We start from the raw sequence: 12,617 nt of genomic DNA on the forward strand, positions 1-12,617 counted from the left end.
CCAAGATGAAAGCCTGCGGCGAAGGCTTTACAGCGGGGGGGGAAGGGCTGATATAACGAGGCATGAGCCTGCCGCCCGGATTCCTTGATGAACTGCGCAATCGCGTCTCGCTGTCCTCGGTTGTGGGCAGGAAAGTCACATGGGATGCGCGCAAGTCCAATCAGGGCAAGGGCGATATGTGGGCGCCTTGTCCGTTTCACCAGGAAAAATCGGCTTCCTTTCATGTCGATGATCGCAAAGGTTTTTATTATTGCTTTGGCTGCCATGCCAAGGGCGATGCGGTGACCTTTATCAAGGAAAGCGAGAACCTTGGCTTTATGGAGGCCGTCGAGGTTTTGGCGCGTGAGGCGGGGATGGCGATGCCTGCGCGCGACCCGCGGGCGGTGCAGGTGGCCGATCGGCGCGCCCAGCTGGCCGAGGTGATGGAAGAGGCGGTGAAGTGGTTTCGCTTGCAGCTGCGCACTGGGGCTGCCGCCGAGGCGCGGGCCTATTTGGCCAAGCGTGGTTTATCAGAGGCGGCACAAGAGCGCTGGCAGATTGGCTTTGCGCCGGATGCGCGGCAGGGTCTTTATCAGGCGCTGCGGCAAAAGGGGGTGGCCGATGATCTGATCGTCGGCGCGGGGGTTTGTGCCAAGCCTGAGGATGGCGGCGCGCCCTATGATCGGTTTCGCGGCCGCATCATCTTTCCGATCCGCGATGGGCGCGGGCGGGCGATCAGTTTGGGCGGCCGTGCGATGGACCCCAATGCGCGGGCGAAGTATCTGAACGGGCCCGAGACCGAGTTGTTTGATAAAGGGCGCAATCTGTTCAACCATGCGCCCGCCCGCGAGGCGGCGGGCAAGGGCGCGCCTTTGGTGGTGGCCGAGGGCTATATGGATGTGATTGCGCTGTCTGAGGCGGGGTTTACCGCGGCTGTCGCGCCCTTGGGTACGGCGGTGACGGAAGATCAGCTGCGTTTGATGTGGCGGATCTCTGATGAGCCGATCATCGCGCTGGATGGTGACACCGCAGGCATTCGCGCGGCCTTGCGGGTGATCGATCTGGCGCTGCCTTTGCTGGAGGCGGGCAAGGGCTTGCGGTTTGCCGTTATGCCTGCGGGGCTTGATCCTGATGATCTGATCAAGTCCAAAGGTGCTGCCGCCATGAAGACCGTGCTGGAGGAAGCGCAGCCGATGGTGCGCTTGTTGTGGCAGCGCGAGACCGAGGGGCGGGTGTTTGACAGCCCCGAGCGCAAGGCTGCTTTGGATAAGGTCTTGCGCGCGCAACTCAAGCGCATCGTTGATCCGTCGATCCGCACCCATTACGGCGAAGAGATCAAGCAATTGCGCTGGGCGCTGTTTGGCCAGCGTCCGGGTCGCGCGCCCAAGGCAGGGGTGCGGCCGGCTTTTGTCAAAGGCCAGCGCAGCTTTGAGGGTCCGTTGTTGCCGCCGATTGCCTCGACCAAGGGCACGCTTTTGGCCAATGGCGATGCGCATATCGAAGAGGCCAAGCGCATCGACATTGTGCTGGCTACATTGATCAGCCATCCAAAGCTGGTGGCGAAGTTTGAAAGCCCGCTTGAGCGGTTGGATCTGCCGACACCGGCGCAAGAAACGCTGCGGCGGCTGATCTTGCAGCATGGCGCGGCCGCAGATTTCTTGGATCATATCCAAAAGGCAGCGCGCGCTGACCTTGAGGAATTGTTCGCGCGTTCCCATGTTGTGTTTGCGCCCTGCGTAAGCAACCGCGACGATGAGGAGTTGGCGACGTTATGTCTTGCGGAAGAATTTGCCAAATTGACCGCGCATCGTTCGGCGCGGCGAGAGACCGAGGATGCCGCCGAAGACATTTGGGGGCTGGCCGACGAAGGCTTGGATTGGCGCTTGTCGCAGGCGGCCGCAGCGCGCCACCGCGCTGACAATCCAACCCGAGAGGATGCCGCAGATCTGGGCGAAGACCGCTCTGCGATGATGTCTCATCTGCAAAACCTGATTGATGGGCAGGTTTGGGTGAAGAAAAAGCACTGATTCGGCTTTAACCTGCCGTGATTCGCGTTATTGATTCGACCAGCTATATTTTGATTCGGCTCAGTCCATCGCTGAGAAGCCCCAATACGACCAGACAGGAGCACTCATGGCCTCGAAAGACACCGACGACGGCAAGCCCGAAGCTGAAGAGGCAGACGTCTCCTTGGATATGAGCCAAGCTGCGGTCAAGAAGATGATCGCGGATGCCCGTGAGCGTGGCTATATCACCTACGAGCAGCTTAATCAGGTGATGCCGCCCGAACAGGTGTCTTCCGAGCAGATCGAAGATGTGATGTCGATGCTGTCCGAAATGGGCATCAATGTGGTCGAAGACGAAGACGTTGAAGAGGGTGGCGAAGCGCCGATCGTTGGCGAATTGGTCGATGTCTCGGGGCGTGGCGGCGAAGTGGCGGTGGTGCATACCACCACCGAGGCGCTGGACCGCACCGATGACCCTGTGCGGATGTATCTGCGCGAGATGGGCTCGGTCGAGTTGTTGTCGCGCGAAGGCGAGATCGCGATTGCCAAGCGCATCGAGGCTGGTCGCAACACCATGATCGCCGGGCTTTGTGAAAGCCCGCTGACCTTTCAGGCCATTATCATCTGGCGTGACGAACTTTTGTCCGAAGACATTCTGCTGCGCGATGTGATTGACCTTGAGGCGACCTTTGGCCGCTCGTTGGAAGGCGACGAAGAGATCGTCGGCTCGGATCTGGGGTCGGTGCCGATCAGCGCCACGCCGCGGCGGGTTGAACCTGTTGCTGTGGCCGAGCCTGAGCTCGATGCCGACGGCAATCCTTTGATGCGCGGCGAAAGCGACGAGGATGACGACGACGAGGATGGCGCCTCGATGTCTTTGGCCGCGATGGAAGCGGCGCTGAAGCCAAAGGTTCTGGAAACCTTGGACCAGATCGCCAGCGATTACGCGATGCTGGCCGAGATGCAGGATCTGCGGATGTCGGCGACCCTGTCGGAAAAGCACCGCTTTTCGTCGACCGAGGAAGCCGCCTATCAAAAGCTGCGCTCGGAGATCGTGGTTTTGGTCAATGCGCTGCATTTGCACAACAACCGGATCGAAGCGCTGATTGACCAGCTTTACGGCATCAACCGCAAGATCATGTCGATCAACTCGGGCATGGTAAAGCTGGCCGATGCGGCCCGTATCAACCGCCGCGAGTTTATCGAAGAATACCAAGGCTACGAGCTGGACCCAACCTGGCTGGACCGCATGGCGGAAAAATCGGGGCGCGGCTGGCAGGCGCTGCTGGAGCGGTCGCGCGAAAAGGTTGAAGAGCTGCGCGCCGAGATGGCGCAGGTCGGCACCTATATCGGCGTCGATATCTCGGAATTCCGCCGCATTGTTAATCAGGTGCAAAAGGGCGAAAAAGAAGCGCGTCAGGCGAAAAAGGAAATGGTCGAGGCCAACCTGCGTCTGGTGATCTCGATTGCCAAGAAATACACCAACCGTGGTTTGCAATTCCTTGATCTTATCCAGGAAGGCAATATCGGCCTGATGAAGGCAGTGGATAAGTTCGAATATCGTCGCGGCTATAAGTTCTCGACCTATGCGACTTGGTGGATCCGTCAGGCGATCACCCGCTCGATCGCCGATCAGGCGCGCACCATCCGTATTCCGGTGCATATGATCGAGACGATCAACAAGCTGGTGCGCACGGGCCGCCAGATGCTGCACGAGATTGGCCGCGAGCCAACCCCCGAGGAATTGGCAGAAAAGCTGCAAATGCCTTTGGAAAAGGTGCGCAAGGTGATGAAAATCGCCAAAGAGCCGATTTCGCTGGAAACCCCGATTGGCGACGAAGAAGACAGCCAGCTTGGCGATTTCATCGAAGACAAGAATGCGATCCTGCCTTTGGACAGCGCCATTCAGGAAAACCTGAAGGAAACCACGACGCGGGTTTTGGCCAGCCTGACCCCGCGCGAGGAACGTGTGCTGCGGATGCGCTTTGGCATCGGCATGAACACCGACCATACGCTGGAAGAAGTGGGCCAGCAGTTCAGCGTGACGCGCGAACGCATTCGCCAGATCGAAGCGAAGGCCTTGCGCAAGTTGAAACACCCCAGCCGCTCGCGCAAGCTGCGCAGCTTTCTGGACCAATAAAAAGCGCCCTTCGGGGCGCTTTTTCTTTGCGCGACATCTGGTGTCTTTGGCGACAGAAACGCTTGGCTGCCACGTTAAAGGCATAGGTGAGCAAAAGCTGCGGGCCAGCTTGGCGGAACCATTGATCATGCTATGTTTGCCAAAGGGCAGAGCTGGAGGAAAACGTGCGTTCAGGGTTCAAACAGGGTGCGGCGTTGCTGGTTGTGCTGGCGGTGGCGGCGGGGCTGTGGCTCGCGTTCTTTCCGGGTGCGGGGCAGATGCTGGCGCGCTGGGGCATTGGTGCCGAGCCAAGCGCTGCGGGTGCTGCGCAAGCCACGGGCAAAGCGGCCGGTGGTGCGAAGCCGCCGGCAGGTGCCGCTGCGGGCGGCAGGGGTGGGCGCGGGCCGCGAGTGGGCACGGTGGTGGTGAAACCGGCTGGGACCGAGATTTTGAACAGCCGGGTTTCGGCGCTGGGCACGGCTTCGGCGCAATCTGCGGTGACGGTTCTGCCCAAGGGCAGCGGTCAGGTCACGGCGGTGCTGATCGGCTCGGGGGCCAATGTGGCGGCGGGGCAGGTGATTGCGACTTTGGACAATCAAAGCCAGCAGATTGCCTTTGACAAGGTGCAGGCGGCTTTTGCCGACGCGCAACGCTCGCTTGTGCGCAACGCGGCCTTGGTGAAAAGCAAGGCCGTGGCCGAAAGCCAAAGCCAAGCGGTGCAGCTTGCAGCCACGGTGGCCGAGTTGAACCTGCGCACCGCCAGCCAAGATCTGGAAGACCGCAGCATCCTCGCGCCGATTGACGGGGTGGTGGGGATTTTGGACATCACGCCGGGGGTCGAGGTTACACCGCAAACGGTGATCGCGCGGATCGAAGATGCCTCGGTGCTGCGGGTGGATTTCTGGCTGCCGGAACGGCTCAGCGGTGCCGTGGCGCAGGGCGCGCTTGCGCAGATGGTCGCGGTGGCGCGGCCGCAAGATGTGCTGTCGGGCCGCGTGGTGGCCGTGGACAATCAGATCGACAGCGCCAGTGGCACCTTTCGCGTGCAAGCCGCGCTTGACAACAGCGCGGGCAGCCTGCGGCCGGGGATGGCCTTGACCGTCAGCCTGGAATTTGTCGGCGAAAGCTTTGTCACGGTTGATCCTTTGTCGGTGCAATGGGGCTCGGACGGGGCCTATGTCTGGCGGGTGAAGGACAATAAGGTGGAAAAAGCGCAGCTGCGCATCGTGCAGCGCAACACCGAAAGCGTTTTGGTGGCGGGCGATCTGGCGGCGGGTGACAGCGTTGTCACTGAAGGGCTGGATGGCTTGAAACCCGGGGCCGAGGTGAAGATTTTTGGCGCGCCAGACCCAGAACCGGAGGCTGCCAGCAAAGCCGGTGGCAAACCTGCCGCCGCCGCCGCTGCTGCGGCTGGCAACTAGGGGGGCGCGGGGCATGGCAAAATCTGAAAGCCAGCAAGGCGCTGCACTTGCGTCCTTATTCGTGCGCCGTCCGGTGCTGGCCTTTGTGCTGAACGCAATCATTCTGGTGGCGGGGGCTGCGGCGCTGATGGGCACGCAGGTGCAAGAATTGCCCAATGTCAGCCGCCCCGTGCTGACGATTTCCACCGATTACCCCGGCGCCTCGGCGCAATCGGTGGATACCGAGATCACAGCGGTGATCGAAGGCGCTGCGGCGCGGGTTTCGGGCGTGACGGGGGTGTCGTCCAGCTCGCGCTATGGATCCAGCCGCACCACGGTCGAGTTTTCGGCCGATGTCGATATCAACGTCGCGGCCAGCGACACCCGGGATGCGCTGTCGCGCGCGGTGCGTGATCTGCCCGATGATGCGGGCACGCCGGTGGTGGTCAAGGCCGACAGCAACGCCCAAGCGATCATGCGCTTGGCGGTGACCTCGGACAGCATGTCGCTGGGGCCTTTGACCGATCTGGTCAATGCGCTGGTGGTGGACCGTCTGCGCGCGGTTGCGGGGGTGGCCGATATTCAGGTGCAAGGCGATGCGGCGCAGATTGTCACCGTTGACGTCAACCCCGCCGCCTTGGCCGCGCGCGGCATGACCTTGGCCGATGTCAGCAAAGCCTTGGCCTTGGTTGCGGTCGATACCCCCGCAGGCACGCTGAACGCCACCAATCAAAACATCATCGTGCGCGCCACCTCCAAAGTGGTGACCCCCGAACAAATCGCCGCGCTGACGCTGAAAGACGGCGTGCGGCTAGAGGATATCGGCTCGGTGTTTCTGGCCGCCAACCCCTCGGGCACAAGGATCAAGGCGCAGGGCAAGACCGGCGTCGGCCTGTCGGTGATCGGCCAAGCGCAATCCAACACCATTCAGATCTCGCAAGGCATCCATAAGGTCTTGGACGAGCTGCGCCCGATCTTGCCCGCAGGGGTGGTGATTGCGGTCAGTTCGGATGACGCGATCTTTATTCAGGGCGCGGTCAGTGAGGTGATCCGGTCGATGGTGATCTCTGTGCTGGTGGTGACGGCGATTATCTTTTTGTTTCTGCGCGATTGGCGCACGACGCTTATTCCTGCGATCTCGATGCCGGTGGCGCTTGCGGGGGCCTTGGCGGGGATATATCTCGCGGGGTTTTCGATCAATATCCTGACGCTGCTGGCCTTGGTTTTGGCCACGGGTCTGGTGGTGGATGACGCGATTGTGGTGCTGGAAAACATCGTGCGGCTGCGCAGGCAGGGCATGGGCGCGCGGGCCGCGGCTGTGATGGGCACGCAAGAGGTCTATTTCGCGGTGCTGGCAACCTCGGCCACGCTGGTGGCGGTGTTTGTGCCTATTTCCTTCCTGCCGGGGCAGGTGGGTGGGCTGTTTCGCGAGTTTGGCTTTACGCTGGCGATGGCGGTTATGGTCTCGACTGTGGTGGCGCTGTCGCTGACGCCGATGATGGCGGCCAAGGCGCTGACGCAGACCCCTTCTGAGAAGATCGGCGCGCTGGACCGGTTGGGCGGCGCGCTGACGCGGGCCTATGGCCGATCTTTGCACGGCGCCTTGCAGGTGCCCTTGGCGGTTTTGCTGGCGGCGGGGCTGTTTGCGACTGCGGCCTTTTTCGCCTATCCCAGCCTGAAACAAGAGCTGACCCCGCCCGAAGACCGCTCGGCGATCTTCCTGATCGTACAGGCGCCGCAGAATGTAAGCCTTGGCTATACCAACGCGCAATTGGACAAGATCGAGGCGCTGATGGCACCGCTGAAGGCCAGCGGCGAGGTGCAGAACCTGTTCTCGATCACCGGATTTGGCGGCAGCACCAACCGCGGCTTTATCTTTATTGGGCTGGTGCCCGAAGATCAGCGCAGCCGTGGCCAGCAGGCGATTGCTGCTGAAATCAATGCGATGATCGCTCAGGTGCCGGGGGTGCGGGCCTTTGCGGTGCAGCCCAATTCCTTGGGCGTGCGCGGCGGTGGCAATGGTTTGCAATTTGCGCTGGTGGGCAACAATTACGACGCTTTGGCTAAGGCGGCGGATGTGGCGGTTGACACGCTGTCGGCCGAGGCCCGCTTTGGCAATATTCGCAGCAGCTATGATCTAAGCCAAGCCCAGGTCGAGGTGCAGATCGACCGCCAACGCGCCGATCAGCTGGGGATTGATGTCAGCGGTCTGGGCACCACCTTGCAATCGATGCTGGATGGCAAATCGGTGGGCACGATCAATCTGGGTGACACCACCTATCCGGTCTATCTGCAATCGACGATGCAGCCGGTGAATGATCCCACCGATCTGGCCAATATCTTTGCCCGCACCACCGACGGGCGCTTTGTGCCGATGTCGTCTTTTGTGACGGTGAAGGAATCGGCGGCGGCCCCGGCGCTGTCGCGCGAACAACAACAGCGCGCGATCACCATCACCGCCTCGCTAAGCGACGGTTTTGCGATTGGCGATGGCTATGCGCAGGCGCTGGCAGCGCTTGCGGGCAAGCTGCCCGAGGGCGTCGCGATCATGCCGATGGCCGAGGCCGCGACGATTGGCCAGAACGCCAATGGCATGGCCACGACCTTTGCTTTTGCCGCACTGGTGATCTTGCTGGTGCTGGCGGCGCAGTTTGAAAGCTTTGTCTCGGCCGCGATCATCATGGTGACGGTGCCCTTTGGCATGGCCTGCGGGGTCTTTGCGCTGCTGCTGACCGGCGGGTCGATGAATGTTTATTCCGAGATCGGTCTGGTGCTTTTGGTCGGCATCATGGCCAAGAACGGGATTTTGGTGGTGGAATTTGCCAATCAGCTGCGAGACGAGGGTTACGGCGTGCGCGCGGCGATTGAAAAGGCCAGTCAGGTGCGCTTGCGCCCGATCATGATGACCAAGCTGTCAACCATTCTTGGCGCGCTGCCGCTTTTGTTGGCCGCAGGGCCCGGGGCCGAGGCGCGCGCAGCCATGGGGGCCGTGGTGGTGGGGGCCTTGGGCTTTGCCGCGATTTCAACGCTTTACCTGACGCCCGCGACCTATCTGCTGCTGGCGGGCCTGTCCAAAGCCCGCTCGCATGAAGAGGTCGAGCTGCAACGCGAACTGCTGGCCGCCAAGGCAGAAGCGGTGCAATAGCTGCCCTGCGCTGGCCGCCCTTAGGGTAAGACCCTACGCGGCAAGCGGTCTTGGGTGCAGAATAGGCACGCGGGTTAGATTTTTGGATGACACGCCTGTTTGCGTCAGCCTATCAATGCTCAGATTGCTTAAAATTCGCTAGCGCAACTGACCTGCCCCCTCGGAAGTTCTCTCAGTCGTAACGAGGGTCCTTAACGACCCTGTTCAAACCATTCTGCACCTGCCGAGCCTGACGGGGAGTGGGGACGCTAAATTGCCGCGATTATTTGGTCTGCATCTTTTCGATCATCTTCAGCACGCTGCGGCGCGGCAAGAAGGGGATTAACCAATTCATCATGAAGGACAGGCTCGGCTCATTTATCGCAATCAACGCGCCCTTCATCATCGCATCATAGCCGCATTTGGCGACAGAGGCCGCTGTCGCGCCTTTTTGCTTTGCAAGACCAGTGCCCTCAAGATCCGCCGAGGCGACAAATTCTGTGTGAACAAGGCCCGGGCAAAGTGCTGTCGAGGTGATGCCGTCTTTGCGCAACTCTTGATCAATCGCCTGACTGAACGACGTTACAAAAGCCTTTGTGGCGTAATAAACCGCCTGATAGGGCCCCGGCAGAAAACCGGCGGTGGAGGAAACCTGCAACATCTTGCCACCGTTTCGCGCCTTCATGTCCTTGCCGAAATGATGGCTCAGGCTTACAAGTGCCGCGATATTCAGATCAATCATGGCTTGGTCTTTCGCCAGATCGCGGTCCAAAAACCCACCAAAGCCGCCAAAGCCAGCATTGTTGATCAGGATATCGACGTCGATCCCCTTGGCTTTCACCGCCTTGAAAAGGTCGGTCGCCTGCTCGGATGAGCCAACATCTTGAGCGATCACCGTCACTTGCACGCCATGGGCCGCCTCAAGCTCGCGTTTCAGCGCCTCGAGTGGTGCTTGGCGGCGGGCTACAATCACAAGATCACCGCCTTTTTGCGCGTGGTATCGCGCAAACTCCATGCCAATGCCCGAAGATGCGCCGGTGATGAGGGCGGTATTTGACATGCTCTTCTCCAGTAATTGTCAACAAGTGTTGACGCCTCTTTAAAGACCTAAATGTCGGCTGTCAACATATGTTGACCACCATTTTCAAACCCCCTAAACAGAACCCATGACAAAGACACCTTCGACCAAAGAAAAACTGCTACAGGCAGCACGCGCCCTGTTCTGGACGCGGGGGTATTCGAACGTCTCGGTGCGCGATATCACCGGTGCGGCGGGGGTCGATGCAGCACTGGTCTCGCGCTATTTTGGCGGCAAACAGGGATTGTTCGAAGCAACGCTGGCCGATATTCCAGCTTGGGACGTTCTTGCCTGTGATCGCGAAAACCTGCTGGAAAAGGCCGTCGAAAGTTTTACCCAGCCCTATAATCCGCAAACCGATTTGGTGAACCCTTTCACACTGCTTTTGGCAAATGTGCTTGATCCCGTGATGGGCGATAAAATCCGCGCTTTTGTGCAGCAAGGGATTGCGACGCCCCTTGCCGAAAAACTGGGGGGTGTGCGTGCTGAGGAAAAGGCAGCTATGTTGTTGGCGGTGCTTTTTGGGTTTGCGCTGATCCGCAAAAACTTCCAAGTCAAAGGGCTGACGGATACATCCTTGGACGATCTTAGGGCGCAGATGATGATTTTGGGCCAGACTGCAGTGCAATCCGCCACTTGATGGCGCGAAGTTTGGCGGACAGAGTGGCGGTTCCAGACTGTGAAATGTCGCCCTGATGGCTCACGCCGGATCGGACCTTGGCTCTAGGCTAAGGCAACCGGAGGATCGCATGACCCAGCATCGCCACCTGCTTGCACCGCTTAAACTGCGCAACCACATCTTGCGAAATCGTATCGTTTTTGGCGCTCATACCAACAACATGTCGGATATGGGCCTGCCGGGGCCGCGGATGGAGGCCTATCTGCTGGAACGGGCGCTGGGTGGCGCGGGCATGATCGTGACCGAACCGGTGCCGGTGCATGCCACAGGGGTGTTGACGCGCGGCAATCTTTTGCACAGCTCTGACGAGATTATCCCGCATTTTCAGCGTATTACCGCAAAGGTTAAACAGGCTGGCGCGGTGATTTGTCAGCAGCTTTATCACATCGGTGCGCATGGCGATTCCGACCTGAGCTTTGCGCCGCATTGGTCGCCTTCGGGCGGGCCAAGCTATCACGACTCTGACGGCTCGCACCAGATGACCGAGGCCGAGATATTGGAGCTGCTAGAGGCGCATCTTGCCGCAGCAATCCGCGCGAAAAAATCAGGGTTTCAAGGGGTTGAGGTCTGGGCCGCCTATCATTCCCTGCTGGATCAATTCTGGACCCCCTGGAGCAATCGCCGCACCGATCAATGGGGCGGCAGTCTGGAAAACCGCACCCGATTTTCGCGGATGCTGATCGAAAATATCCGCAGCGCCTGCGGCGAAGACTTTATCATCGGTTTGGCGATCAGCTATTCCCCCGCCTATTCGGTGACGCTTTCGGCGCAAGACCTCTGTGAAATCATCGCTTTACACGATGCGACCGGAGAGTTGGATTATGTCACCTGCGGCTATGGCAGCTATCTGGAGTTTGAAGGCATTATCCCGCCGTTCACCCATGGCGAAAAGCTGACAACGCCGCTGACCGAACAGTTGAAAGCCGTTGTAAAACATGCGGTTATCACATCAGAAGCCGGCGTGCGGACACCGGAAAACGCTGAAGCCATCCTTGCCAGTGGCCAAGCGGATCTGGTCTCGATCGTGCGCGGCCAGATTGCGGATCCGCATCTGGCGCGCAAAACCACCGAAGGACGGGTGCAGGATATTCGCGGCTGCATTTCGTGCAATCAGATGTGTTGGGGGCGCAGAAGCCGCGACTACTGGATTTCCTGTCTGATCAACCCTTCGGTTGGGCGCGAATTTGAATGGGGCGGCGATCGGTTTGTTGCGGCCTCTGTGGCAAAGTCGGTTTTGGTGGTTGGCGCGGGCCCCGCCGGTCTAGAGGCCGCGCGGGCAGCGGCTGAGATGGGGCATCATGTTGAAATCGTTGAAGCCTCATCCCTGATTGGCGGGCAGTTTCGCCTGGCCGGTTTGCAGCCCAGACGGGCGCAGATTTTGGATTTGCTGGATTGGTATGAACGGCAATTCACCCAGCTTGGCGTCACGCTGCGGCTGAATTGCTATCTGGATGAGGCCGAAATCGCCGCACATCCGGCCGAGGTGGTGATCTTGGCGACAGGGTCGCAGCCCGACGAGACCGGGTTTCAGCGCTGGATGCCGCATCTTGCGCGGCTTCCCGGCCTTGATCTGGGTGGGGTTTGGTCGCCCGAAGCGGTGTTGCGGCGCGAGGCGCGGATGGGCGATTCGGTGGTGGTTTACGACGAAGGCTCGAATTGGCGCGGCGTCGGCACGGCTTGGGCCTTGGCCGAGCAGGGCAAGCAGGTGATCCTTGTCACCCCCGAAGCCTTTGTCGGCAAAGAGATCGCCCGCACTGCGGCAGATGGGGCGGTGCGGCGGCGCTTGGCGCAGCTGGGGGTTCGGATGCTGACCGAACATTGTATCGCCGAATGGCACGGCAATGGCGTCACCCTGCGCAATATGCTGACCGAAACGCTTGAAACGCTGCCGACCTCGGCGCTGGTGATGGCGACAACCAACCGCGCCTTTGATCCGTTTCCAGCCAGTTTTCCCGGCAAGACCACCCACCGCATCGGCGATTGCACTGCGCCACGGCTGGCCGCCTATGCCTTTCACGAAGGCCGCAAGCTGGCGCTTTCGCTTTAACCCTGCCTTACCAAAGCTTGCGGCAGATGGCAGCGCCTAAGCCCCGAGGAAACTTAGGGGTGAGGGGCTTCGTCGTCTTGCGCCTTGGGCACACCAAGATCACGCCGGATGCGCCGTTTTGGTCTGGTGCCGTCGGGCAGCATCATTAAAATCGTGGCATTCCGGCGGGGCGCGTCGCGCGTTTT

At 60.3% G+C, this 12,617-nt stretch carries 7 protein-coding genes; 6 read left to right on the forward strand and 1 reads right to left on the reverse strand.

The annotated features are described in order from the left end of the window. The first annotated feature begins 62 nt into the window (after positions 1-62). From dnaG to V7Q10_RS13000, 4 genes are all read left to right on the forward strand, one after another. The gene (dnaG, locus tag V7Q10_RS12985; protein ID WP_333869536.1) at positions 63-2,006 is read left to right on the forward strand and encodes a DNA primase; all 1,944 of its coding nucleotides are present in this window, start codon (positions 63-65) and stop codon (positions 2,004-2,006) included. A gap of 106 nt (positions 2,007-2,112) precedes the next feature. Beyond that, positions 2,113-4,125, forward strand: a complete 2,013-nt coding sequence (gene rpoD, locus V7Q10_RS12990) for an RNA polymerase sigma factor RpoD (protein WP_333869537.1) — start codon at positions 2,113-2,115, stop codon at positions 4,123-4,125. Positions 4,126-4,289: 164 nt separating this feature from the next. Continuing rightward, a complete protein-coding gene (locus tag V7Q10_RS12995) occupies positions 4,290-5,525 on the forward strand; it encodes an efflux RND transporter periplasmic adaptor subunit (protein WP_333869539.1) in 1,236 nt (411 codons plus the stop codon). 13 nt (positions 5,526-5,538) lie between these two features. Continuing rightward, positions 5,539-8,649 carry an efflux RND transporter permease subunit gene (locus tag V7Q10_RS13000; protein ID WP_333869540.1) on the forward strand — a complete coding sequence of 1,037 codons (3,111 nt, stop codon included), beginning with the start codon at positions 5,539-5,541 and terminating at the stop codon, positions 8,647-8,649. Between the two features lie 262 nt (positions 8,650-8,911). Here the strand turns inward: V7Q10_RS13000 and V7Q10_RS13005 are convergent, their stop codons facing one another. After that, positions 8,912-9,688 (reverse strand): SDR family NAD(P)-dependent oxidoreductase, encoded by a 777-nt coding sequence (locus tag V7Q10_RS13005; protein ID WP_333869541.1) that lies wholly within the window; start codon positions 9,686-9,688, stop codon positions 8,912-8,914. 106 nt (positions 9,689-9,794) lie between these two features. Between V7Q10_RS13005 and V7Q10_RS13010 the strand changes: the two genes are divergently transcribed. Then, positions 9,795-10,346 carry a TetR family transcriptional regulator gene (locus V7Q10_RS13010; RefSeq protein WP_333869542.1) on the forward strand — a complete coding sequence of 184 codons (552 nt, stop codon included), beginning with the start codon at positions 9,795-9,797 and terminating at the stop codon, positions 10,344-10,346. Between the two features lie 109 nt (positions 10,347-10,455). Next, on the forward strand, positions 10,456-12,432 hold the full coding sequence (locus V7Q10_RS13015; protein WP_333869543.1) for an oxidoreductase: 1,977 nt from the start codon (positions 10,456-10,458) through the stop codon (positions 12,430-12,432). Positions 12,433-12,617 lie beyond the last annotated feature (185 nt).

The sequence above is a fragment of the Cypionkella sp. genome (assembly GCF_036782355.1).
GTDB lineage: Bacteria > Pseudomonadota > Alphaproteobacteria > Rhodobacterales > Rhodobacteraceae > Cypionkella.

Bases quoted from the DNA above. Each gene is read 5' to 3' on its own strand.
- V7Q10_RS13010 (WP_333869542.1), top strand. From the start codon at position 9,795: ATGACAAAGACACCTTCGACCAAAGAAAAACTGCTACAGGCAGCACGC.
- rpoD (WP_333869537.1), top strand. From the start codon at position 2,113: ATGGCCTCGAAAGACACCGACGACGGCAAGCCCGAAGCTGAAGAGGCA.
- V7Q10_RS13015 (WP_333869543.1), top strand. From the start codon at position 10,456: ATGACCCAGCATCGCCACCTGCTTGCACCGCTTAAACTGCGCAACCAC.
- V7Q10_RS13000 (WP_333869540.1), top strand. From the start codon at position 5,539: ATGGCAAAATCTGAAAGCCAGCAAGGCGCTGCACTTGCGTCCTTATTC.
- V7Q10_RS13005 (WP_333869541.1), bottom strand. From the start codon at position 9,688: ATGTCAAATACCGCCCTCATCACCGGCGCATCTTCGGGCATTGGCATG.
- dnaG (WP_333869536.1), top strand. From the start codon at position 63: ATGAGCCTGCCGCCCGGATTCCTTGATGAACTGCGCAATCGCGTCTCG.